This window comes from Photobacterium profundum, from assembly GCF_003026285.1.
GTDB classification, from domain to species: Bacteria; Pseudomonadota; Gammaproteobacteria; order Enterobacterales; family Vibrionaceae; genus Photobacterium; species Photobacterium profundum.
Map to the genome: position 1 here is coordinate 124,381 of NZ_PYOD01000008.1, position 25,251 is coordinate 149,631.

At 41.6% G+C, this 25,251-nt stretch carries 22 protein-coding genes; 11 read left to right on the plus strand and 11 right to left on the minus strand.

What is annotated here, in order from left to right; genetic code table 11:
* Positions 1–215 precede the first annotated feature (215 nt).
* Positions 216–1,211: a type I glyceraldehyde-3-phosphate dehydrogenase gene (gene gap, locus C9J48_RS18245; protein ID WP_006233021.1), complete on the minus strand. Its 996-nt coding sequence runs from the start codon at positions 1,209–1,211 to the stop codon at positions 216–218.
* A 335-nt stretch (positions 1,212–1,546) separates the two neighbouring features.
* On the opposite strand from gap, the gene msrB reads away from it, so the two are divergent.
* Entirely contained in the window at positions 1,547–1,936 is a 390-nt protein-coding gene (msrB, locus tag C9J48_RS18250) for a peptide-methionine (R)-S-oxide reductase MsrB (RefSeq protein WP_242610866.1), read from the plus strand.
* Between the two features lie 134 nt (positions 1,937–2,070).
* Here msrB and C9J48_RS18255 read toward each other — a convergent pair whose 3' ends face one another.
* Positions 2,071–2,883 carry a DUF2989 domain-containing protein gene (locus C9J48_RS18255; protein ID WP_006233023.1) on the minus strand — a complete coding sequence of 271 codons (813 nt, stop codon included), beginning with the start codon at positions 2,881–2,883 and terminating at the stop codon, positions 2,071–2,073.
* Between the two features lie 258 nt (positions 2,884–3,141).
* On the opposite strand from C9J48_RS18255, the gene C9J48_RS18260 reads away from it, so the two are divergent.
* Positions 3,142–3,447, plus strand: a complete 306-nt coding sequence (locus tag C9J48_RS18260) for a YeaC family protein (RefSeq protein ID WP_006233024.1) — start codon at positions 3,142–3,144, stop codon at positions 3,445–3,447.
* A 9-nt stretch (positions 3,448–3,456) separates the two neighbouring features.
* Here C9J48_RS18260 and C9J48_RS18265 read toward each other — a convergent pair whose 3' ends face one another.
* From C9J48_RS18265 to sppA, 3 genes are all read right to left on the minus strand, one after another.
* On the minus strand, positions 3,457–4,125 hold the full coding sequence (locus C9J48_RS18265) for a glutathione S-transferase family protein (protein ID WP_036804031.1): 669 nt from the start codon (positions 4,123–4,125) through the stop codon (positions 3,457–3,459).
* Positions 4,126–4,228: 103 nt separating this feature from the next.
* Positions 4,229–5,239, minus strand: coding sequence for an asparaginase (gene ansA / locus C9J48_RS18270; RefSeq protein WP_006233027.1), 1,011 nt, complete (start codon positions 5,237–5,239; stop codon positions 4,229–4,231).
* Between the two features lie 85 nt (positions 5,240–5,324).
* Positions 5,325–7,178 carry a signal peptide peptidase SppA gene (gene sppA / locus C9J48_RS18275; protein ID WP_006233028.1) on the minus strand — a complete coding sequence of 618 codons (1,854 nt, stop codon included), beginning with the start codon at positions 7,176–7,178 and terminating at the stop codon, positions 5,325–5,327.
* Between the two features lie 160 nt (positions 7,179–7,338).
* Here sppA and C9J48_RS18280 point away from each other — a divergent pair, with 160 nt between their 5' ends.
* From C9J48_RS18280 to C9J48_RS18300, 5 genes are all read left to right on the plus strand, one after another.
* Positions 7,339–9,354, plus strand: coding sequence for an NADPH-dependent 2,4-dienoyl-CoA reductase (locus C9J48_RS18280; protein WP_036804034.1), 2,016 nt, complete (start codon positions 7,339–7,341; stop codon positions 9,352–9,354).
* A gap of 125 nt (positions 9,355–9,479) precedes the next feature.
* Positions 9,480–10,028, plus strand: coding sequence for an NAD(P)H nitroreductase (locus C9J48_RS18285; protein ID WP_006233030.1), 549 nt, complete (start codon positions 9,480–9,482; stop codon positions 10,026–10,028).
* Positions 10,029–10,273: 245 nt separating this feature from the next.
* Positions 10,274–11,314, plus strand: a complete 1,041-nt coding sequence (gene selD / locus C9J48_RS18290) for a selenide, water dikinase SelD (RefSeq protein WP_006233031.1) — start codon at positions 10,274–10,276, stop codon at positions 11,312–11,314.
* Positions 11,314–12,402, plus strand: a complete 1,089-nt coding sequence (mnmH, locus tag C9J48_RS18295) for a tRNA 2-selenouridine(34) synthase MnmH (protein WP_006233032.1) — start codon at positions 11,314–11,316, stop codon at positions 12,400–12,402. Before selD ends, mnmH begins: the two co-directional genes overlap by 1 nt.
* Positions 12,403–12,566: 164 nt before the next feature.
* Positions 12,567–14,516, plus strand: a complete 1,950-nt coding sequence (locus C9J48_RS18300) for a DNA topoisomerase III (protein ID WP_006233033.1) — start codon at positions 12,567–12,569, stop codon at positions 14,514–14,516.
* On the opposite strand, the gene C9J48_RS18305 is transcribed toward C9J48_RS18300, so the two are convergent.
* Positions 14,513–16,135: a sensor domain-containing diguanylate cyclase gene (locus C9J48_RS18305; RefSeq protein WP_006233034.1), complete on the minus strand. Its 1,623-nt coding sequence runs from the start codon at positions 16,133–16,135 to the stop codon at positions 14,513–14,515. The genes C9J48_RS18300 and C9J48_RS18305 overlap by 4 nt on opposite strands.
* 266 nt (positions 16,136–16,401) lie before the next feature.
* Between C9J48_RS18305 and C9J48_RS18310 the strand changes: the two genes are divergently transcribed.
* Positions 16,402–16,677, plus strand: coding sequence for a hypothetical protein (locus tag C9J48_RS18310; RefSeq protein WP_006233035.1), 276 nt, complete (start codon positions 16,402–16,404; stop codon positions 16,675–16,677).
* A gap of 131 nt (positions 16,678–16,808) precedes the next feature.
* Here the strand turns inward: C9J48_RS18310 and C9J48_RS18315 are convergent, their stop codons facing one another.
* Positions 16,809–18,668, minus strand: a complete 1,860-nt coding sequence (locus C9J48_RS18315; RefSeq protein WP_006233036.1) for a DUF3413 domain-containing protein — start codon at positions 18,666–18,668, stop codon at positions 16,809–16,811.
* A gap of 53 nt (positions 18,669–18,721) precedes the next feature.
* Positions 18,722–18,934 carry a YejL family protein gene (locus C9J48_RS18320; RefSeq protein WP_006233037.1) on the minus strand — a complete coding sequence of 71 codons (213 nt, stop codon included), beginning with the start codon at positions 18,932–18,934 and terminating at the stop codon, positions 18,722–18,724.
* Positions 18,935–19,023: 89 nt separating this feature from the next.
* Between C9J48_RS18320 and yejK the strand changes: the two genes are divergently transcribed.
* From yejK to C9J48_RS18335, 3 genes are all read left to right on the plus strand, one after another.
* Positions 19,024–20,037, plus strand: coding sequence for a nucleoid-associated protein YejK (yejK, locus tag C9J48_RS18325; protein ID WP_006233038.1), 1,014 nt, complete (start codon positions 19,024–19,026; stop codon positions 20,035–20,037).
* Between the two features lie 230 nt (positions 20,038–20,267).
* A complete protein-coding gene (locus tag C9J48_RS18330) occupies positions 20,268–21,584 on the plus strand; it encodes an Hpt domain-containing protein (protein ID WP_006233039.1) in 1,317 nt (438 codons plus the stop codon).
* A gap of 117 nt (positions 21,585–21,701) precedes the next feature.
* The gene (locus tag C9J48_RS18335) at positions 21,702–22,082 is read left to right on the plus strand and encodes a nitrous oxide-stimulated promoter family protein (protein ID WP_242610867.1); all 381 of its coding nucleotides are present in this window, start codon (positions 21,702–21,704) and stop codon (positions 22,080–22,082) included.
* A 611-nt stretch (positions 22,083–22,693) separates the two neighbouring features.
* Here the strand turns inward: C9J48_RS18335 and C9J48_RS18340 are convergent.
* The 3 genes from C9J48_RS18340 to C9J48_RS18350 form a co-directional block, all read right to left on the minus strand.
* Positions 22,694–23,830, minus strand: coding sequence for a M20 family metallopeptidase (locus C9J48_RS18340; RefSeq protein ID WP_006233042.1), 1,137 nt, complete (start codon positions 23,828–23,830; stop codon positions 22,694–22,696).
* A 108-nt stretch (positions 23,831–23,938) separates the two neighbouring features.
* Positions 23,939–24,400, minus strand: coding sequence for a YjiG family protein (locus C9J48_RS18345; RefSeq protein ID WP_006233043.1), 462 nt, complete (start codon positions 24,398–24,400; stop codon positions 23,939–23,941).
* Positions 24,400–25,131: a nucleoside recognition domain-containing protein gene (locus C9J48_RS18350; protein ID WP_006233044.1), complete on the minus strand. Its 732-nt coding sequence runs from the start codon at positions 25,129–25,131 to the stop codon at positions 24,400–24,402. Before C9J48_RS18350 ends, C9J48_RS18345 begins: the two co-directional genes overlap by 1 nt.
* Between the last annotated feature and the right edge of the window lie 120 nt (positions 25,132–25,251).

The window sequence follows — 25,251 nt, forward strand, 5'->3', positions numbered from 1 at the left end:
TGTAAAATCTCAACAATGGGAGCGGATGTAAACCTGACTCTGTGGCGGTTCAATGATACTAAAAGTGATCTATTTATAGTGTTGTGTTGTCAGTTGTAATACTAAAGGGGTGGGGTTCAATGAGTATGGCGGTGCAAATATCAATTGTTGTGTGTATTACAGATATAAAAAAAGGTAGCTAATCGCTACCTTTTTATCACTTTACTAAGTAATAATTACTTAGAGATGTGAGCAACTAGATCAAGAACTTTGTTTGAGTAACCGATTTCGTTGTCGTACCAAGATACAACTTTAACGAATTTGTCAGTTAGCGCAACACCAGCTTTAGCATCGAATACTGAAGTCTGAACTTCACCGATGAAATCTTGAGAAACAACAGCGTCTTCAGTGTAACCAAGAACACCTTTAAGTTCGCCTTCAGATGCTTCTTTCATAGCAGCACAGATTGCTTCGTAAGTAGCAGCAGTTTTTAGGTTAACTGTAAGGTCAACAACAGAAACGTTTGCAGTTGGTACGCGGAAAGCCATACCAGTTAGAAGGCCGTTTAGTTCAGGAAGAACAACGCCTACAGCTTTAGCAGCACCAGTTGAAGATGGGATGATGTTCTGAGAAGCACCACGACCGCCACGCCAGTCTTTAGCTGAAGGACCATCTACAGTTTTTTGAGTTGCTGTAGTAGCGTGAACTGTTGTCATAAGACCAGATTCGATACCGAACTTGTCGTTAAGAACTTTAGCAACAGGTGCTAGACAGTTAGTAGTACAAGAAGCGTTAGAAACGATGTCTTGACCAGCGTAAGTAGCGTGGTTAACACCCATTACGAACATTGGAGTTGCGTCTTTAGAAGGACCAGTTAGAACTACTTTCTTCGCGCCAGCAGTGATGTGCTTACGAGCAGTTGTGTCGTCTAGGAAAAGACCAGTTGCTTCAGCAACAACGTCTACACCGATTTCGTCCCACTTAAGATCTTCAGGGTTACGCTCAGCAGTTACACGTACAGTGTTACCGTTTACTACTAGGTTACCGTCAACAACTTCAACAGTACCGTTGAAACGACCGTGAGTTGAGTCATACTTAAGCATGTATGCCATGTATTCAACATCGATAAGGTCGTTGATACCAACAACTTCGATGTCATTACGCTCTACAGATGCACGGAAAACAAAACGTCCAATACGGCCAAAACCGTTAATACCAACTTTGATAGTCATTACAGTAGCTCCACGACTTAATTTATTATGAAAGATAACTGGTGGTAAAATTACAGAATCCTTAGTGAGCCTGCAAGTAAAAAACGAACTTAAATTGCTTAAGGTCAAAAAAAAGTCCGTATTTTTTTACATTCTTACTACAACGTTGTTAATTTGAACGCTATTTGTTCAAATATCCGGCGTTATAGTTATTAACTTTCAATATGGTACCTAAGAACAAAAATTGTCTTAGGCATGTAAACAAATCTTCAGAGCAGAAAGTATGTGCTACAGTTGTGATAATTGGCAAGCCTAAATGTCAGTTAGTGCTGAAATGGATGAAAATAGGTTTTAAAATGACTAATAAAACAAATGCTTATTGGCGAGAACAATTAACCGACGATCAATATCATATTTGTAGAGAAAAGGGGACCGAGGCTCCTTTTTCGGGAACATTGCTGCATAACCGTGAAACTGGCCTTTATAGCTGCACATGCTGTGAAGCCCCTTTATTTGTATCTGACAACAAATACGACTCTGGCTGCGGTTGGCCAAGTTTTGATGCGCCTGTGAATAAGGAAGCAGTCCGATATATTGAAGATGTTTCACATGGTATGCAGCGTACTGAAATTCGCTGTGCAAGTTGCGATAGTCATTTAGGGCATGTATTTCCTGACGGACCAAACACAACCGGTGAGCGGTATTGTGTTAACTCAGTGTCTTTAGTATTTAATACGAAAGAGTAAAAAAGTGATTGGAATTTAAAAGGACGAGAGTGTCCTTTTAAATTTATTATGTAGAAGTAGTGAAACTATGATGCCGCTAATATGATTTGTTATTTTGTTATTTTGTTATTTTGTTATTTTGTTATTTTGTGGTTTTATTTCATCATATCTGCGGTAAATTCCCCTTTCTTGAGTGCATTTGTGATTTTATTAGCACTGTTATCTAATGTCTCTCGTTTACTGTCTGCCATTGGATATAAAGCGGCGAGCTTTTCTTTGTTCGCGACGGGTAGGTTAAAATGTGATCCTACTGTTGCCCAGATATACGCATTCTGAGTAAATCCTTCCTGATGCGAAATTGTTGCCAGACTCTGGATAATTTCAGGTTGTATCTTATCTCCTTTTTTATACAGTTCTAATGCATGCATCAATAACGCTAGTGTTTTGTCTTTATCGTTATAGGTGTAATAGGTTGCAAGTGCGAGCTGCAAGGCGGGCGTTTCTAATTTTGGGGTACCCTCTAGTAATAAAAATTGACGCAATGCATTTTTATCACCTTGGCTCCAACGGTAATAAATAATGTCGGGATCCGGTGACGTTGATAGCTCTAAGTTCAAACGTTTAATGGCGTCGTAGCTATGAATGAGTGCATTCATGCGGATACTCTTACGTTCCTTCAATTCCGTCGGTTCAATACGTGCCGCGTACTCTAAGCATTTTTGATAATCGTATGTGAATTGCAGTTCTTTGAATTTTTCAGTATCAGTTGGATTTTTCTGCACATCAAAACGTTGCCAAATTAAATTCGTGCGTTGAATCCGACATTGGCCATCGTTGACATTTAATTCTGCACACAATGCAGGGTAACTTTCACATAAACTGTCTGTCGTTCGATGACGTTCGTAGCAGCCGCTCAATAGCGTTGTTAGGGTCGCTAAGAGAGCAAGTTTAATGAGTTGGGAAGGCATAAATTATCGTCGCTCGTCAACAGGTTAAAGGAGGCAGCACGTTCTATGGTTGATTATTCATAAGTCTATCAGTAAATAGTGTGGCATCAGTGTGAACGACAATATAAATGTGATCATCAAAGCAGAAATACGGTTCTTACTTGACTGTTTTTACCATGTCTTTATGGTTAGCGCTAAGGAAGTAATAAGGCTTATACCATATTTAACGTAATGGCGGATCGTAAACGCACGGATGTGAGTCGTGCAACGGAGTGAAAAATGGATGTAAAACAATTATTAGACGTAATGACGCCAGAAGTATATCAGCGAATCTCAACCGCTGTTGAAATCGGTAAATGGCCCGATGGCTCGGTATTAACGCAAGAGCAGCGTGATTCTGCGCAGCAAGCCGTCATGCTATACCAGTCGCGACATAACGATAATGCTGAACATATGTCGGTAGAAGCTGGTGGCGACATTAAATTTAAGTCAAAAGCAGAATTGAAGCGCGACTTTGGCGTAAAGGAGCCATTGTTAGAGTCTGATCTTAATGATATTGCGCGCTTTGGTCATAACGATTTATAGAGCAATTTTTTAGTCTGCTTTAAAGATCATGGGTTCACAGTAAAAGCTACTGAGCTCATGGTTTTCTTCACTGATGAGGTTCGCAATCCAAGGCTCTTGTTCTATCGTGCTGATGTAAGCATGTAACTTGGGATAATGTGAATTGAGCCTTAAGCCTGCCATCCAGCCATTTCGAAAGATGCTCCATAAGCTCACTTCTGCCATTGAAAAGTGTTCGCACACATACCCTTTTGCTGGTATTTGTTGTTCTAAATAATTCAGCACCATTGGAAGGTGATGTTGTAAGCACTGATCGATGGCATCTTGATCAACGTCTTTATTAAGGATTTTACCTCGTAATACTTTTTGGTAGAAAAGCACCCCACCAATGAGCGAAGTTAATCGTGTATCTGAATATTCTTCTAGCCAACGTATCTTTGCTCTATCTTCTGCTGTACCTGGATAGAGGGGCGGTACGGGGCATATATCATCGAGGTAATGTGCGATAACGGTGGAATCCATGATCGTTTGATTATTGTGTTCTAGAACGGGCACTTTCCCCATTGGGTGACGTTTATGAGCCAATTCTTTTTCAAGATAAGGGTTTAGCGGCTGTAGATCATAAGTAATGCCTTTATAAGCAAGTGCCAACATGATTTTTCTTACAAAAGGGGAAATGGATGCACCGTGCAAAATCATAGTTATTTCTCAAGCTAACTTTATTGGTAATAAGTGTAGCTCTAAAAAAAGAGCCGAATTAAATTCGACTCTTTTTTGATGATTTTACAGCACATCAATAAACTTACAGGGTAAGTTCACCACGTAAATCTTGCTGCATCATACTGCGAATAGTTTCTACCGGAAAATCGGTACTTAACAAGTAGTGCAGTTTAGCGAGTGCTGCTTCAGGGGTCATATCATAACCGCTTAATACACCAGCATCAGCGAGTGCACAGCCTGTCGCGTAACCCCCCATGTTCACTTTGCCAGAAAGGCATTGCGTAAGGTTCATTACAATCACGCCACGTTCACTTGCTTCTTTCAGTTGAGCGAGTAAATCGGGGTTTTGTGGTGCGTTACCTACACCAAATGTCAGCAAAATCATTGCATTAACAGGTTGGCGTAAAGTGTTACGAATTACTTCAGGTGAAATGCCAGGGTACATTGTAATGACACCAATAGGCTGCGGTGTTATTGCATTGACCTTAAAATTACCTTCAGGCTTCTTATCAAGTTCAACATTATTCAACTTGATATTAATACCAGCCTCAAGCAAAGGAGGCATGTTCGGTGAGATGAAAGCACCAAAGCCGTCAGCATGTGCTTTGGTACTTCGGTTTCCACGAATTAGCTGGTTATTGAAGAACAGCGTTACTTCATTGATTGGGTAATTAGCCGCAATATGAAGTGAATTCAATAGATTACTTTGCCCATCAGAACGTAATTCAGCTAAAGGAATTTGCGATCCTGTTACAATAACGGGCTTATCTAGGTTCTCAAACATGAACGACAAAGCTGAAGCAGTGTAAGCCATGGTGTCCGTACCATGCAAAATGACAAAACCGTCATACTTGTCGTAGTTTGCTTTGATATCATCCGCTATACGCTGCCAATCCTCTGGCGACATATCAGACGAGTCAATAAGCGGCTCGTATTCGTGGATAGTAAACTCTGGCATTTCCGCACGGTGGAATTCCGGCATGTTATCCAGTTGATTTTGCATAAATCCAGCAACAGGTACGTAGCCATGATCTGACTTTTGCATACCAATGGTGCCGCCGGTGTAAGCAATGTAAATATTTTTTCTTTCCATAATCGGGTACAGACTTATCGGTTTTGGTGAGCGCATTATACGGTTAACGAACGGTAAAAAAAGCCCAGCATATGCTGGGCTGATCTCACTTCTCGATATTACTGCAATTTAGGCAGAAGGCATATTGCCCTTTTGGGTCGTTAAAGTTACTGAGTGTTGTGTAGTCTGTTACAACTTGTTGTGTAACAGGTTGCAATGCACTTGGAAGCTGACCAAGCACCATAGTGGCTACTTTAGTGCTGACTTCACTTGAAAATTGCTGTAAAAACTTCTCAGCAGTACTGAGTGGTTCTTCCATCCAGTTCAGCTCGTAAGTCTCTAATTTTGCTAGTTCAACGGCAGCGGCAACGGCATCATCAAAATCACCAAGCTGATCGACAAGCCCTAGCTCCATCGCATCTTGACCTGTCCATACACGCCCTTGTGCAATTTTATCTGCTTGCTCTAATGACATGTTACGGTACTGGCTTACTAAGCCGATGAAGCGCTTATAGCCGTGTTCAACACCGAGCTGGAATACTTGACCAACACCTTCTGGCAGTTCACGTGTTACACCAACACCTGAAAATGGTGTAGTGCCTACGCCATCACTGTATACGCCCATTTTTTCCAGCCCTTTCTCAAAGGTGGTAAGAATAGCGAAAATACCAATAGAGCCAGTAATGGTTGTTGGTTGCGCGATAATGCGATCAGCACTTGCTGATATCCAGTAACCACCAGAAGCAGCAACACTCGACATTGATACAACAACGGGTTTGCCTGCTTGTTTTAACGCATCCACTTCATTACGAATGATTTCAGAGGCAAATGCACTGCCACCAGGGCTATCAACACGTAAGATAACGGCTTTAATATCATCATCTAAACGAGCGTCTCGTAATAACGCTGCTGTTGAATCACCCCCGACTGTGCCTTGGCGTTGTGTACCATCAATGATGGCACCACTGGCTACCACAACGGCAATTTGGTTATCACTTGGTAAATCGGTGTTGATAATTGTTGGTTGGTATTCGTAATAACTGATTTGATTAAAGCTGTGTTCGCCATCACTGCCGAATTCTTCAATCATTTTATTACGTAACTGAGGACGAGAAATGAGTTCATCCACTAAACCCATTTTTAGTGATAGTTTGGCAAAATCACCATCAACAGCTTTAAGCTCTTGAACAAAATCATCAATATTAGGCGTCAATGTTGCAGCATCAATATGGCGGTTGTTCGCGACATCAGTGGTAAAAGCCCCCCACAATTGATTTAACCATACGGTATTTGCTTCTCGTGCTGGAGCAGACATATCATCGCGGGTATAAGGTTCAACAAAAGACTTGTACGTACCGACACGGAAGACATGCGTATTAACGTTAAGCTTTTCTAGCAAGCTTTTGTAATACAGCGAGTAAGAACCGTAACCCGTTAGCATTACACCACCGTCTGGCGACATAAAGACTTTATCTGCATAACTGGCTAGGTAGTATTGGCTTTGCCCAAAATTATCGCCATAAGCATAAACAGGTTTACCTGCTGCTTTAAACTCAGCAATCGCCTTAGCGATATAACGTAGTTTGGTTAAGCTGGTTTCAGACATACCTTTTAGGTTGAGAACTAAACCTTCAATTTTATTATCTGTCGATGCTTTTCGAATGGTTTCGGTAATATCGAACAGTATATTTTCTTGCGCAGGGGGTTGTCCTAGTGCATTTGATGCAATGCTATCAATAGGATTAATGTAGCGACGCTGCTCTACGATAGGGCCTGATAAATCTAAAATTAATGCGGCTTTGTCGGGTTGTTCAGGTGTATCTTCACCATAATTAAACGCAACAAAAATTGCGCCAATTATGATCAAGAAAAATAGATTGAGAATAAGTTGCCGGGTGAAACTGATCAATTTCCAGATAGCACGGAATATTCTTCCAATTCCTTTAAATATTGCTTTCATGAACGTTCCTGATGATGATTCTTGTTCTTTATCGTAACTTAGTAAACAAGGAATTACATTTTTAAATCACGCAATGTTACTTTGATGTAAACAAATGTTTGAAAAATGTTGTGATTGTGCAATATACTGGTCAGACCATAATCAAAAAAGAATGGAAGCCATGGACGATAAATCTTACCCTCATCTTTTAGCACCGTTAGATCTTGGTTTTACCCAATTGCGCAATCGTGTGTTAATGGGATCAATGCATACTGGGCTGGAAGAATCTCGCGATGGTTTTAAAAAACTCTCTGCTTTTTATGCTGCTCGTGCCCGCGGCGGAGTGGGTCTGATTGTAACGGGTGGCTTCTCACCAAATTTCCGTGGGCGTTTGCATCCCTTAAGTGCAGAATTTAGTTCTGCGCGTGCTGCTCGTGCTCACCGTGCAATAACCGATGCTGTTCATGAGGAAGGCGGAAAGATAGCCCTACAGCTTCTTCATGCAGGTCGTTATGCTATGCACCCTTTAGCTGTGAGTGCTTCAGCGATTCGTTCACCTATATCAAAATTCACCCCAAGAGAGATGAGTTCTCGTCAAATAAAGAAAACAATTGAAGCCTTTGCTAAAAGTGCAGAACTAGCACGCGAAGCAGGTTATGACGGGGTCGAACTGATGGGTTCGGAAGGGTATTTAGTTAACCAATTCATTTGTAAGCGCTCAAATCATCGATATGATGAATGGGGTGGTAGTTATGAAAACCGTATTCGTTTTCCTATTGAGCTGGTTAAGGCGGTGAGGGCTCGGGTAGGTAAAGAGTTTATTATTATTTTCCGCATCTCAATGCTGGATTTGGTTGAGCAAGGCAGCACTCAACAAGAAGTGGTTCAGCTGGCAAAAGAATTAGAAAAAGTGGGCGTCACCATTTTAAATACGGGTATTGGTTGGCATGAAGCGCGTGTTCCAACGATTGCCACCCAAGTACCAAGAGCAGCCTTCGCATGGGTAACAGAAAAGCTGAAAACCGAAGTTAATATTCCATTGGTTACCTGTAATCGAATCAATACCCCACAAGTTGCTGAGGATATTCTGTCTGCTAATCAAGCTGATATGGTATCAATGGCCAGACCATTCCTAGCTGATCCAGATTTTGTTGCGAAAGCCGAGCAAGATCGCGCCGAAGATATTAATACGTGTATTGGTTGTAATCAGGCTTGTTTAGATCATGTGTTTGTGGGTAAACGGGCGAGTTGTTTAGTGAACCCGCAGGCCTGTTACGAAACCGAATTAGTGCTAAAACCTGCGGCAAGTGAGCGTAGTATCGCGATAATCGGGGCGGGACCTGCCGGGCTAGCATGTGCGGTTGCGTGTGCTGAACGTGGTTTCTCTGTTGATCTGTTTGATAAGAATGATTACGTCGGTGGTCAATTTAACTTGGCGATGCGTATTCCCGGAAAAGAAGAATTTAAAGAGACCATTCGCTATTTCTCTCGTCGGTTAGAGCAAACGGGTGTGGTTGTGAAACTGGGCCATGAAGTTCAAGCTGATGAGCTAAAAAGTTACGATGATGTGGTGGTCGCAACGGGGGTAAAACCGCGTATTCCAAATATTCCAGGTGCGCTTGATAGCGACAAAGTCATTGATTATCAAACTCTGATTCGTGACAGCGTACAATTGGGTCAAAAAGTGGCAGTGATTGGTGCGGGTGGCATTGGCGTGGATGTATCAAGTCTGTTAACTGAACCAGAGCATCAAGATCTAGATACTTGGCTAAAAGATTGGGGTATTGATCAAACTATTGAGCATGCTGGTGGTTTGTATCCTCATGAACAATATGTCAGTCAACGTCAGGTATGGTTGATGCAGCGCAAACCGGGCAAAGTAGGGAAAGGACCGGGTCGTACTACGGGTTGGATTCACCGAAAAGTGTTGGAAAAACGTGGTGTAGAGCTATTGGGCGGTGTGAGCTACGACAAGATTGATGACAAAGGCTTGCATATCACTGTTGAAGGCCAGTCTCGTATTTTGGATGTCGACCATATTGTGATGTGCGCTGGGCAAACATCGGTTGAAGAGTTATCTGAAAAGCTACAAACATTGAAAATCAATACGCATGTTATTGGTGGTGCAGATGTCGCTGGTGAAGTGGATGCTAAACGTGTTATTCGTCAGGCGGTAGAGTTAGCGGCCAAGCTGTAACTGCAATAACGTAGAGAGCTCATTTTACTTAAAAGGGAATGATTATTCCCTTTTATTTACAAGGTTTTATGCGAATAATTTTATGATATTGTAAGAATAATTATTATTTGCAGTTCGAGGTTGCTATGGATGCACTAACGCTACTTTTAAATCGTCGCTCATTACCGAAGTTAATGGAACCTGCACCGCAAGGTGAAGCGTTAGATAATATCTTTCGTGCGGGTCTTCGGGCTCCAGATCATGGTGGTTTAACACCTTGGCGTTTTATTGTTTCGCAGGGTGAAGGCTTGCAAAAATTTTCAGATATTCTGGTGAATGCAGCCAAATTTGATGGTGCAGATGAATCCGTGATTGAAAAAGCGAGCAAAGCCCCATTTCGTGCGCCAATGATTATTACTGTGGTTGCAAAAGTAGCTGAACACGATAAAGTCCCTGTAATAGAGCAGCATTTGTCGGCGGGCTGTGCCACTCAAGCAATGCAAATGGCTGCGGTTGCACAGGGCTTTTCTGGCTTTTGGCGTACTGGCAAATGGGCTTATCATCCTGTAGTGCGTGAATCACTCGGTTTAACCGGAGATGATCTGATTGTCGGTTTTCTGTATATGGGCACCCCGGGTTGCCGTGAAGCGAAAGTGAATGAGCGAGATGTCGGTCAATTTGTTGAGTTTTTATAAAAGAGATAATGCAACAAATGACGTTCAGCAATCAATAATCAGTAAGCTTGAATCAATCTTATTGAATGAATATAACGCTTTGTTGAGTGATCAACAGGGCGTTTGTTGTTTATAGGTGTGAATTAACGCTGATTGAACGCCGTAATAAAAATGGCACTCTTTTGATAGTAATCAAGCCCTATAGATGACACCTGCACCTTGCAGGAGTAGTATTCACGGTTCTCAAAATTATTTTGGAGCGTGTCATGGAAAATGTTCGCCTTACTCAATACAGCCACGGTGCAGGATGTGGTTGTAAAATCTCTCCTCAAGTTCTTGATACTATTCTCCGAACTCAGTTAGCACCATTTTCTGATCCTAACCTTCTTGTCGGTAATGAAAGTAAAGATGATGCGGCTGTTTATGATTTAGGTAATGGCACTGCTGCAATCAGTACCACAGATTTCTTTATGCCGATTGTCGATGACCCATTTGATTTCGGTCGTATTGCTGCAACGAATGCAATCAGTGATATTTATGCGATGGGCGGTAAGCCTATCATGGCGATTGCAATTCTAGGTTGGCCAGTCAATGTATTGGCACCAGAAATCGCTCAGCAAGTGATTGAAGGTGGTCGTTCTGTGTGCCGTGAAGCGGGTATTTCTCTTGCTGGTGGTCACTCTATTGATGCACCTGAGCCTATTTTTGGTCTTGCAGTGACTGGTATTGTCGATACCGACCGTGTAAAGCGTAATAACCGCGCGGAAAATGGCTGTAAGTTGTACTTAACGAAGCCGTTGGGTATAGGTGTATTAACGACAGCAGAGAAGCAATCTAAGTTAGTGGATGAGCATAAAGGCTTAGCACGCGATTGGATGTGTAAACTGAATATTCCAGGTCAAGACTTTGCCAATGTCGAAGGTGTAAAGGCCATGACAGATGTAACAGGTTTTGGCTTGATGGGACACCTAAGCGAAATCTGTGAAGGTAGCCAACTAAAAGCACGTATTGATTTTGATAATGTACCGTACTTACCTGGTGTATTTGATTACATCGCACAAGGTTGTGTACCGGGTGGCACCACGCGTAACTTTGATAGCTATGGTCAAAAATTAGGTGCAATGACAGAACAACAAAAAGCGTTGTTGTGTGATCCACAAACATCGGGTGGCCTACTTATTGCTGTAACTCCTGATGTGGAAACAGAGCAGCAGCTGCAGGAAATTGCTGCACGTCATAATATTGAACTGCAAGCTATTGGTGAAATGATGCCGCTAGATGGCGATACATTGATTGAGATTTGCTAATGCCACGCCAAAATTGTGAAGATTTTCGTCAGCTGTTTGTTAATGATACCCCGTTGATGGATATGCGTGCACCGATCGAGTTTACTCAAGGTGCATTTCCAACATCAATGAATCATCCTTTAATGGAAGATGAAGAACGAAAAGCTGTTGGAACATGCTACAAAGAGCATGGTCAGGATGCAGCGATTGCATTGGGGCATCAGTTAGTCAATAGCGATATAAAAGCAGCAAGACTTGCACAGTGGAAGGCATTCGTAGAAGCAAATCCAAATGGTTATTTGTATTGTTTTCGTGGTGGGTTGCGTTCACGTATTACTCAGCAATGGTTAAAGGAAGCGGGTATTGATTACCCGATGGTTGTCGGTGGATATAAAGCCTTACGCCGCTTTTTAATTGATACTATCGATACGGTTGCACAGCAGCCGATGACGATTGTTGGTGGTAATACTGGTAGTGGTAAAACCATCATGGTGAATGAACTCGCCAATGGTATTGATTTAGAAGGCGCAGCAAACCATCGCGGCTCTTCATTTGGTCGTTATGTAACGGCGCAACGAACACAAATTGATTTTGAAAATGTATTAGCTGTGGAAATGCTTAAAAAGCAGGTTCAAGGTTGTACACACTTTGTGTTTGAAGATGAAGGTCGTGCTATCGGTTCTGCAAGTGTGCCGATATCAATTCATGCAGCAATGGGTAATGCAGATGTGGCGATCGTTGATGATCCGCTAGATACGCGTATTGAGCGTTTAGTTGATGATTACGTTGTGCGTATGCAGCGTGACTATATTGCGCAATATGGTGAGCAGCAAGGCTGGGAATTATTCACTGAATACCTTGAACGTGGCATGTTTGGTATTCGTAAGCGTCTTGGTATGAAGCGCTATGAAGAATTATTGGTAGCGCAACAACAGGCAATTGCAAATCAGAAAAGTAATGGTTCATTGACTGAGCATGATAATTGGCTACGCCCACTCTTAATTGAATATTACGATCCAATGTATACCTATCAGTTAACCAAAAAAGCGGATCGTATTGTGTTCCGTGGTAATTACCAAGAAGTCAAAAGCTGGTTAGCTGATAAATAAAGCCAAACTGATTAAATCGAAACGGCCTGTATTCTCTACGCTTATAATTAGGCTAGATACGGGGCGTTTTCTTTTTAACTGTTGTTATATCCAGTATTATGTTGCCCGTTCCCTCGCTTTTCGGTACAGTTTCTTCATCTTTTTTGTCATTGTGTATTGTTTGAATGACTCGTCTATATATTGCAGAAAAACCCAGCCTTGGTCGTGCGATTGCCGCGGTATTACCTCGCCCTCATAAAAATAATAATGGTTATATTGAAACTGGAAATGGGGACATAGTAACCTGGTGTATCGGGCATTTGCTGGAACAGGTTGAACCTGATGCCTATGATGAGAAATACAAAAAATGGAATATGATCGATCTTCCTATTATCCCCGAACAATGGCAGCTTTCTCCGCGTAAATCAGCCAAACAGCAATTGGCTGTGGTACGTAAGCTTGCCAAACAAGCCACTGACATTGTGCATGCTGGCGATCCTGATAGAGAAGGGCAGTTATTAGTTGATGAAGTGATCGATTACGTTAAAGTTTCCGCTAAAAAGAAAACAGCCATTCAGCGTTTATTGATTTCAGATTTAAACCCAGCGGCGGTAAAACGTGCCTTATCAACCATGCGCAGTAATCGTGAATTTATCCCTTTATCAGTTTCTGCTCTAGCACGCTCACGCGCTGATTGGCTCTACGGTATGAATATGACTCGAGCGTACACTTTGCTTGGTCAGAAAGGCGGTTATCGGGGGGTATTGTCTGTAGGGCGAGTACAAACACCTATTTTAGGCTTAGTGACTCGGCGTGATGACGACATTACGAATTTTAAGCCGAAACCTTTTTACGAAGTATTTGCCTTAATCCCTTACCAAGATATGGATATTCGTGCGCGCTGGAAGCCAAGTGAGGCATGCCAACCTTGGCAAGATGAAGAAGGGCGAGTGCTCAACCGTCAGTTGTGTGAGAATGTACTCAAGCGCATTAAAGGGCAGCCTGCAGAAGTGACCGAGTCGGAACGTAAAGAAACGCGTCAGGCGCCGCCTTTACCGTATTCTTTATCAGCGTTACAAATCGATGCTGCCAAACGATTTGGTATGAGCGCTGCTGATGTATTGGCGAACTGCCAGTCTTTATATGAAAAGCATAAAGTGATTACTTACCCTCGTTCAGATTCTCGCTATTTACCCAATGAGCACTTTAAACAAGCTAATGATGTATGCCGTGCGGTGGCATCCAATGCAAGCGAGTTATCGTATGCATGTAACGGGGCAAATACGGCGTTGAAATCGAAAGCGTGGAATGACAAAAAAGTGGATGCTCACCACGCTATTATACCGACACCAAAACAAATCAGCCCAAATGCATTAAGCGGTAGCGAGAGTAAAGTTTACCAATTGATTGCGCGTCAATATGTCATGCAATTTTACCCTGCCGCGATTTATGCTGAAGCTAAGTTAGTGTTTACCATTGCACAAGGGCACTTTATTGCCCGTGGTCGTCAGCTAATGAGTGCCGGATGGCGAGAATTATTAGGGCGAGATCAGGCTGAAGACAAAACGAAAGTCTCTGGAAATAGTGAGCAAGGGCTAACAGATAAGGTTCCACCTCTTGAAAAAGGTACGGTTCTGACCTGTCGAGAAGGTGAACTTAAAGACAAAATGACCGAGCCACCAAAAGCGTTTACTGAAGCGACTTTGCTACAAGCTATGACGGGTATCGCTCGTTTCGTTTCGGATAGTTCACTGAAAAAGATACTACGAGATACAGATGGCTTAGGTACAGAAGCGACTCGTGCGGGTATTTTAGAGCTATTGTTTAAGCGACAGTTACTGATGCGCCAAGCGAAAAATATTCATGCTACGGATGCGGGACGAGGGCTTGTTTACGCATTGCCCGATGACGCGACATATCCTGATATGACGGCGCATTGGGAACACCAGTTACAAGACATGGCCGATAAAAAGTGTGCTTATAAGCCCTTTATGGATGCTTTGCAGCAGCAAGTTAGTCAATTGATGGATAAAGTGAAATACAGCGAGGTGCCTGAAAGCCTACGTCAATTGAAATCACCAGAACCTAGAAAACCGATGAAAAAAAGGCGTTATACCAAAAGTAAGAAAAGCTAAATGACAAAGTAGCGGTTACGGCCTTGTGATTTTGCTTCATATAGTGCCATATCGGCTTGTTTGAATAATTCATGATGTGAGTGATGTGCTGCTGGAATAACCGTACTGACACCAATACTGATTGTGACTATTGACGAACTGCAATCAGTGTTGGTAGATGCTGTTCTGATGAGTTGCAGTTGCTGAATTTCAGCTAATGCTTGTTTGGCGGAAAATTGTGCCGCATGTGTATCTTGCCCAGGTAGCAAGAGCACAAACTCTTCACCTCCGTAGCGAGCAAATAATGCACCTGCTCTACGTTCTAGTTTTTCTAATGTGGTAGCAATAGCCTTTAAACACAGATCACCAGCAGCATGCCCGTAATTGTCGTTGTAAGATTTAAAATTATCCACATCCATGATCAATAAGGATAAAGGCAGTTGATGCCGTTCAGAGCGGCGCCATTCTTCGATGATTCTTTCATCAAACACTCTACGGTTAGCAATGTTAGTAAGCGGATCGAGTTTCGATAAGGTTTCTAGCTTTTGATTTACAAGCTCAAGCTCTGCGGTTCTTTCTGTGACACGTTGTTCCAATTCTTTATTGAGGTTTCTAAGGTTCTCTTCAGCTTGCCTGCGCACGATATTCTGAGACAGAATAAAACCAAACTGTTTGAGTAAGTGAGGGTGGTAGTCATACAATGGGGTGCCTGTTAGTAAGTTATCACAAGCGATCCAACCTACAGGGGTATCTTCATCCCATAGGGCAATATAACAACTCCAACCAAAGCCGACTTGTTTAAGGTTGTGATATAGCGGCGTATTATTTTCAATCGCTAGGTATTCTTTATTTGATCGGGTGTGTGCTAAATACCATTGGTTAGGAATGTCGGATTCAAAATAATGCTCATCAACCGTTTTACCATGCAGATCTGTGCCATAAGTACCGCGCATACGGTTATTTTTGTTGCTAATAAAAATAGCCATACGATCAATTTGTAATTGTTTTTTTCCTTCTTCAACAGCAGTGTAAAGCATCTCGTTCATTGAGTGCGTACGCCAAAGCCTAAAAGAAATATCATGCAATGCTTGTAGCTGTTCTAATAAGTTTTTTTGCTCGTGCTGACTAATTTCTAATTCACGTTCAGCTGAACGCCGCCCCCAATGCTCATCTTGAATAGACTGAGTAAGAAAGCCTGTATCAATTTCTGAGGCTAGCAATGAGGTTAGCGTGGAAAATGCCTGACAATCTAGCTGTGGTTCGCTAAGCGGTATATCAACCACTAAGCATCCTATAATGCGAGATCGACGCTCTAAAGGTAGCCATAAACGTTGTACATCATGTTGGCGTGTAACATGTGGTTGGTTGTGTTTTGTGAACTCTATGATTTGATCTAATAGAAAATGATTACTATCAGAAATCTCACAGGGAGGGGATTGATAGCTTATCCCTTGGCGATTCATCTTAAGCAAAACTTTCCACGTTGATTGAGATTCGACAATGATTTGGCAATGCAGTGCATTAAAGCTTTCACAAAAATTACGGCAAGTTAACTCACAAATTGTACGCAAGCTATGAGCCTTTCCCCATTGCTCGATAATTCTCTGATAGAAAATACTTAACTGTTGATTACTTGCCACTAGCGCAGTTCCAAATGATATGTATTGATTAATATGAGCTTATTTTTAACCAAATTTCGCTAAAAGTATGCGTATACCCCACACTATGTCGGGATAAATCATTTAGATTTATAAAATTGCGATGTATGCCTCATCGGCACATCAAGCGCAGTCTCGAGAATGATAAATCATCATGATAATTTTTGCTGGGTGTTAAAAATGAGACAAATTCAAATGCCTTGATTGACTAGTTTTAAAGACTAAAGCAATGAATAGTGAGGGCTCTGATGTTCTTAATTATGCGTATAAGTATTGCTGCTGGTATGTTGATTATTTTGAGCGGATGCTCTGCTACACGGCATGATCAGTTATCGAATTTAGGCTTCACTCGACACTATCTCGATGGCTATCAAGATGGGTGTAATAGCCGTAAAGAAGATCTGAATACCTACTTAGAGGGTTTTCGTCGAGATCCTGAGCGAATGAAGGTTGAAGATAAATATGCGAGTGGTTGGAATGATGGTTACGAACAGTGTTATGCCGATAATGCTGAATACCATTAACGCAGTCAACCTTAGGCTCAGTTCTAATGTGTCAACTTATCTCATGACGGATACTATTTTAGGACGAGGTAGTCGATATAAAAAAGGCAACGAAATCGCTGCCTTTAATTATTGCGTTGTCTGGCTGAAGGCTAATTTGGCTGGTAAAAACGTTTTAGTTCATTCATTACCTGCATTAAAGTCGATAACCTAGGTTTACCTTCACTCATTAGCTTGTAGTTCTCATCGTAAACACGGTAATTACCATACTTATCAACGACAGTCGTACTGTTTTTCTGAATCATAACGATATCGCGGCTATCTCCAGCGAGGATCCAGCGTCGACTTGGATCTTTTTCAAACAGGTTCGTGCCACTGCTGTACGTAGTCGGTGCCGAGGCTACTTCTAAAAGCGATTCCATTAAGGTTGGCACAACATCTAAATGGCTGGTAATGCGTTCAATTTGTGCTGGCGCTTGTTGTGGCCAATGTATAACCATAGGTACTTTTAATTGGTACTGGCTATAGTTGGTGTCTGCCCCCCAGCTATTGGTGCCTGTCTCGTTAAATTCAGTACCGTGATTAGCTGTGATAATAACAATCGTGTTATCAAGTACCTGTTTACGTTCTAGTTCATCAAGAATATCAGCAATTTGCTGATCAACATGATATGCCGCGTTGCGGTAACTATTTTTAAACAACAGATTGGAATCTACGCCTACGGTATTTATTTTAACGGTACCCAGCGAAGGGGTGAATTGTGGTACATAGTCACCACCTTCTTCGAATTCTTCTACAGAGGTTAGCTCTAGATAACTGAACCATGGGTTATCATTCTGTTCACCTAACCAAGTTGTCCAATCTGCAATTGCTAGATTATCGTTAGTTTTTTGCTCTGATTTTTTGGATAATTGCTCTTCAAGCTGTTTATCATTAAAAATAGCTTGAGAGTAAATTGAAGATTTAAATTGATTACCACTGAACAGGCCAAAGTCATAACCACGCTTCTCCAATGTATTTAGGAGTATCGGGGTCGTTCCTTCTGCGCGTACGCTATTAACGTAACCACCAGGTAATCCGTAGAACAAACCAAAAATACCCACCATGTTGTCATTGTTAGCACTGTAATGATTGGTGTAGTTTACATTTTGCTTAGCAAACGCAAATAGGTTGGGCATGGTTTTGTTGTTAACCATATCACTGCGAAGGTTATCAACCATCACGACGAGTAGGTTTTGACCTGTACCCAAGCCATCAAAATTCAACTTCTCGGTTGGGTAGCGAATGCGCTGGCTTTCACTTAAGCCTTGCTCGGCACTTCGCTTGGCATAATCTTGAAGATCAAGTAAGCCGTGCTTTTCCATAAAGCTTTTCGCTGTCATTGGGTATGACAATGGAAAATTTGAACGTTGCATAGTAACAGGATGATACAAGTTAGCATCAGCCCAAATATATAGAAGATGGCTACCCAGAAAGGACATACCAAACACGATAGCGATAGGCACGCCAACATGTTTACGAGTGAGCTTCCTGAGTTTTCGCCATAGCCATTCTGACAGAATTAACTGTAGAAGGAAGATGATTGGAACAACAATAAAGAGGTACTGCCAACGGGCATTTAGATCTGTTTTTTCACCACTTAACAATAGGTCCCAAACAAGGGGACTTAAATGTAAGCTTATACTTTCGTAAGCATGAGTATCTAACAATAATACGGTTAGACCAATCGTGCCGACTAATACGGCAAAAAACCGCATTAAGCGTTGTGAAGGGATCAAAAAGCTCGCAGGGAAAATGATTAATATATAAAGACCAAATACCAGAAAGCCAAAATGACCAACCCAGCTCAACAAGAGGTAAAGTTGTCCAAGTAAGGTTTCTGGCCATTCAGAATGCACAATATATCGCGAGCCTAATAGCATGGCTGCGATGATATTGAAAAAGCTGAACCAGTGTCCCCAGCTAATCAGCTGTGAGACTTTATCTTTATAATTATTTCCGCTGGCGACCATATATGTCAGTTCTTCTCAGTCTTAAATGTCGTTTACTACAGCAAACTTAAATCTTATTTAGTTGACTTAAGCAGAGCTTGAGAAAATTGCTCGGCAATTTCTTTTTTCTTGGATGCTGGAACATCGGCATTAATGATGTTGGTTGCGATGTTACCTACAACCATCAGCGCTAGTTCAGCTGATGCATCATGCTTTTCAAGTACGTCAAACACATCGCTAATGATCTGTTCAATTTTCTGATTTGTATATTTTGAAGTAATTGGCATAGGAAATCTTGTTTAATGTCTTAGTTTAAAGTTTAAGAAAGCGCTCTATAATAACCCACACTCTAGTCTTACTGATAACCTTTTCCATTATGAGTCTTACACTTTCTAATGTCATCCTTCATCAGCTGACAAAAAACGATCAAGATGAAATTGAAATTAACCTAAGAAATCAGGTGCTTGATGCCGATTCTTCTACCGAAGGTCTCGTTGCTGAACTACATCGAGTATACAGCAGTAAAGGGGCAAAAGGTTTCGCTCTCTTTGCTGAAGACAGTGAATTTTGTCATTGGTTGAAACAATATCGCACTGGAGAAATGGATTTCTTAACATTTTCTAACCAATCAGCGCAGCGTTTACAGGTTGAACTAGCAAAATATCCCTTCGCTGAAGCTGGCACATTAGTGATGACAGAATACCAATCACTGGCTACTGATTATTTATTTATTGGTTTGTTGCCAACTTGTCATAGCATGAAAGTGACTGAGCAATTAGATATCAGTGCCACCGATTACCTTGATGTCGCTAAAATGGATATTGTTGCTCGCATTGATTTATCATCGTGGGAAACAGATTCGGATTCAAATCGTTACCTGACGTTCATTAAAGGGCGTGTAGGGCGAAAAATTTCAGACTTCTTCCTAGATTTTCTGCAAGCAGTCGTTGGTCTTGATGCTAAAGAACAAAATCAAGTATTGATGCAAGCCGTTGAAGATTTTTGTGCCGATTCTCGCCTTGATAAAGAAGAGAAGCAGCAATATCGCAAGCAGGTTTATGACTACTGTAATGGCCAATTACAAGCCGGCGATGAAGTGGCGGTTAAAGAATTGGCGGGTGAGTTACCACCAACAGAAGACGGCACTAATTTTTATGAATTCACGTCAAAGCAGGGCTACGAGCTAGAAGAAAGTTTCCCTGCTGATCGTACAGCAATGCGTAAATTGACCAAGTTTGTGGGTGCGGGTGGTGGCATGTCGATTAATTTTGACAGCATGCTATTAGGTGAGCGTATTTTCTATGATGCAGAAACCGATACCTTGACGATTAAAGGCACGCCACCTAACTTGAAAGATCAGTTATTACGCCGTTTGAATACTGATAATTAATATCTAGAGGCCTAGCGCCTTAGTTCGATGGTATTTACTCAAACCACCTAGCGTGCTTTTGTGCAACACAAGAGTAAACTCGGTGGTTTTTTGTGCCTGCTTCTCATCATAATGGCTTGTTGGTATTCACCAATATATTGTCTATTATTTTAGTCATGTAAAATAGATTTCATATAAAGGTGTTGAGAATCATTCTCTTTATTTTAAATGTTAACTTTTTAGGTGGTTAAATGAGTAAAGTGCAGTCGTTCGATTGTCGGCGAACTCGTAAAATACTTTATGTCATGCTCGTGATTGTTACTGCTTCTATAGTAGGAGCCTGTTATTTTTCTTATCAATCGACTCAAGTATTGAGTGCTATTTCTCAAATATCGACTTTAGATAGTGAGGTAGAACAACTTCAGTATGGCTTGCTCGTGGATGCCTCAAAGTTGGCGTTGTTTAATATGGCTCTGATGGTCGTAACATCACTTTTGGCTATTATCTCAATATTTACTACTGTGAAGTTACTGACTTCAGTGGAGTCGTTCGCTCACACTGAGATAACTGTGCGATTAGAGGCAGAAGAAGCACACGTAGAAGAGGTGACTGCTGTAAAAACGAGTGCGGTTAATAAACAAGCCGAACAACCATTTGTTGCCTCTCAAGATTCTCCTCAATCTGCGAGTCGTCTTTATTCCTGTGAAGATACGATCTTAGACATTAATTCTATTCTAGAAAGTATGGATGGTGACAAAGAATCCGCTGTGATGTTGTTAGAGATATTTCGAGATGAGTATTCAGCTTATGGTCTACGATTGAGAGAATTGATTGAAGGCTCAAAGACCGAAGAGGCATTACGGTTAGTACATAATTTAAAAGAAGTTGCGGGTAGCCTTGGTGCTCCAAGGTTAAAAATTGAGTCTGAACGACTAGAAAAGAGCTACCAGCAACAAGAACCTGTAACTGTTAATGATGCCGAAAAATTAACAGAGATTATTTACTTAGTGGTTAATGCGATTAATGAATATTTGATTGTTGGAATAAAAAATTCCAGCTATGTTGCTGCCCCCCTGAATATAGAAGCAAAGAAGACCTCATCTATCATAGACGCAAGTAATAAAGCTAATGAAGCGTTGGGGAACACTGAGCTGTCAGTGGCTGATACTGATAAAGAACCGATATCTCCAGAGCTAACAACAAAGGCTGCTATCGATATTCCACTTATGCTTGAAGCAATGGATGGCGACTCAGATTCTGTGCAAATGCTTTTAGACATCTTTATGGATGAACATGCTGCTGATGCGGAAAAGTTACACTGCTTAGTTTCACAATGTGAGCTATCGAATATCAGCGAACCAGCGATCAGAATTGTGCATAGTCTCAAAGGTGTGGCGGGTAGTTTAGGTGCTGAAAAATTAAAAGTGATAGCGGGTGACATTGAGATAAAGTTTATACAGCATCGCGTTGTGAGTGAGGCGGATTATCGTGCTTTATCTTTAGCTCTAGATGAATGTGTTACGTACGCTATGTCTTATATTTCTGAAGAGGCGAATGTTCATGCTTAAAGTTTGAAAGCGCAAACTTTATTACAGTATTTTACGCTGTAAAATGATGGCTTTATCAACATAAAAGTGTGATCGAAGTATTGTTTTGATCTTAATCAACAATCTGATGGTGCAGCGGTGGATAATAGCCGCACTATGACAGTACTAAATAGACATTCAGTTCGTACGCAACGTGAACTGGATACAGTGACGGCGATGATTCGCCTATATTGTAAAACGTTGCACCGTGGGGCGATTACTTGTCCTGAATGTGAAAGTCTTTTCGAATATGTTGAAAGCAGGATGGCCAATTGTCGTTTAGTTGATGAAAAGCCAAGTTGTTTACAATGTCAGGGGCAGTGTTACCAATCAGCAAAGCGTTTGCAGATCATGCATGTGGTGCGCTGGTCGTTACCAAGGTTCTTGTGGCGGCATCCAGTTAAAGCGCTACAGTTTAAAGTCGATGAGATGCGTTCAAATACTATTTTATCATCACGTAAAACAGGCGATATTAAATAGTCTGATGATGGTGATAGATTAAGATAGCAAAGGGCGGGAGCCACTGACGTAGAGCGTTACCAAGGCTGTGTTTTGATAGTTGTTTTTCGGTAATCATCACATTACCGAAGTACAGTTAACAGATCACAGCCTTTTTTATTGCGTATGCTTTTTGCAACTTAAGTTAATGTTTAGGGCTACTCTATTATTTTAATATTACTGGTTGGATTTGTTATAACAATTGCACGCTGTATTATTTATTTTTGATATGGGCTGGCATTTTAGAGTTTGAATATCGAATGTAATAGCATATTGATGCCTAGATAGACAATGATAGGAGTGATGGTGAGTTACCACAAAATGAGTAACCAGCTGAATAAGATGGCTAAAAAAGAATCACAACAACATATCTATCAGGTAAGAAAGAAATTCTTAAAACATTGGTCTAATGACGGGCTCAGGTTACCCATGCCGTTAATGTCGAGTGAGAATCAACAAAAGTTATTCTAGGCGGTATATTAGTCATGATCATTTAACGAGCTAATGAGCAAGACTCTGCATTAAATAGTATAAAAAAGGCGCATTAAGCGCCTTTTAATCATAGATATTTGTTATTACTTAACAAAATCAAATTAACCCGCAATCTTGGTTAATACTTTTATCAGTAGTTTAATGCGAGGTTCGATAGTATCGAGCTCTAAGTACTCATCAGCACTGTGGAAGCCAGCACCAGCAGGACCAAGGCCATCAAGTGTTGGAATGCCCATTACCGCTGTTAGGTTGGCATCTGAGCCACCACCCACTTCTTGCCACTTAATATCGATACCAAGCTCTTTGCCTGATTCTTCAACCAATGCCATCAGTGCTTCTGTTTTCTCTGTTGGTACCATTGATGGTTTATGCGCTTCACGTTCAACCGTGATAGTCACGCCTTCCACAAAGGGTGTTTCTGTCAGTGCACGAATATTCGCATCAGCTTCTGCGTATTCGTCGTTATCCCAGAAACGTACATCAACAACCGCTTCTGCTGAATCAGGCACGATGTTCGCACCTGCACCACCTTTGGCGATACCGACATTTAATGTAGTACCCGATTCAAAGTTGGTTAAATTGTTTATTGCCAAAACCCAGTTGGCCATTTCAGTGATAGCACTGCGACCGTTCTGTGGTTCATTACCAGCATGCGCAGCTTTACCTGCGAATGTTAGACGGTAACGAGCCATGCCTTTGCGTGCTTTCACTAAAGAGCCATCAGCACGTGCAGCTTCTGCAACAAGTACATTCTTTGCATTTACGGCAACGCTTTTTAGCCATGATTCAGAGTGCAATGAACCGATTTCTTCATCAGGGTTCATGCAAATGCAGATAGATAGCTTATCGAGTGTTTCTTTGTCCATATTACGTAAAGCATGAACAACATTAAGTAGACCTGATTTCATGTCAGAAACACCTGGACCGTATGCGCGATTTTCATCAAACGTCATTGGGCGCGCAGCAGCGGTTCCTTCAGGGAAAACAGTATCCATGTGACCAATAAGCATTACGTCGATATCGCTGCTTTCAGGTTTGTTACGAACTTCTAAGCCAGTACCAGCAATACCACAATCGATACGTTTGACGTACCAACCCATATCCAGATACTTTTGCTGCATCTGAGTGGCAACAACTTCGATACCGTCTTTAGTATACGTACCGCAATCAACATCAATGAGTGGGCGTAGTTCTTGTAAGTAATTTTCTAGAGAGAAATCTTGTAGGGCGAAAGTCATCGGAAACTCCAAAGAGACTCGGTGGTGAGTTTTAATCGCGAAAAGAAGGGAGAGAGCAGAGGCCCTCTCCATTGATATCTATATACGGAAAAGCTGTATATGAAAAATCTATACCAGAATGTTCATTACAAACATTGCTGCAAAAGCGTTAAGCACAGATAGAGCAATCATTACTGGAATGTATCGGCCTTCAGTACCGATAGGCCCCATGATTCGACCCATGTATTGAACTTGAGAGCCCATAAGGTAGATAGCAGGAGCTAAAATTGCGATGTGTTGACCATTCAAGATACCTTGGTCAAATAGTGTAATAACCACACCTACCGCACCGCCCATCGACATCCAAGCACCGATCAGCACAGCAGCGGCTTCACCAGGAAGACCAAATACAGCCATAATGGGTGAGAATAGGGTGCCCATTAGTTCTAAAGCGCCAGTGATCTGCAATGCTTTGATGATAACGAAAGCCATTAGTACGTTGGGTACGGTTGACGTTGTAGCAATGACCCAACCTTTCTTAGCACCTTCAACGAAAATGTCTGTCACCATTGGTTTTTTAGCTGTAGTCATTATGCTGTTTCCTCTTTCATTTCAGGCTTTGTCTCTTCTTTATCAGCTTTACCTTCAGTAATGTTGAGGTATAAGCGGAACATGTTGGCACCGACAAACTTAAAGACAAACATGATGACGACAGCAAGACCAATTGATGATGTAACTGCAGGCGTACCATCGGTATTGGTTAATGTGAACAGCACAGCGCCAGAAGAGAAGAAGTTAACAATGGCTGCACCCGCAGAAAATTGGAACATGGTGAAAACATCTGTTTCACGTTTGGTTAGGTGACCTTCATCTTTTAGTTGACGGGTCATTGCGGCACCAGCATCGGTACTTTGTAGCGAGGCAATCAGTGCAAGACCAGAGTTACCTGGAATTCCCATTAAAGGGCGAAGTAGTGGCGTTAGAATTTTACGAGCCGCATCTAGCGCACCATAGTGTTCTAGGACATTGATCATACCCAAAGCGAACATTACTGTTGGAATTAATGTTAGTGCGAATAGGAAACCGTCACGAGCACCGCTACCACCTTGACCACGCATAGATGTTGAAGCGGTTTGGATACCATCTGCCGTTTCGTTTACTGAGTGAACAACACTACCAAATGAACCATTTAGCGTTGTGAAATCAAAAACACCATACCATTCGTTTGATTGAAGTAGCCCGGAAAAAAAGACAACAGCAAAGGCGAGGGCAATGTAGCTGCCAATCGTTACTTTGCGGTCTTGTCCAACCTGATTGCTCATGAATATAACCCCTTAGGAAATTAAAATCGAAAATGTGTCTTTCGTAATCCTGTTCAAAATTTTTAATATTTTGACATAAGTGAAAACTAAAATTTAAATAAACTAGCGCTATTTTCACTG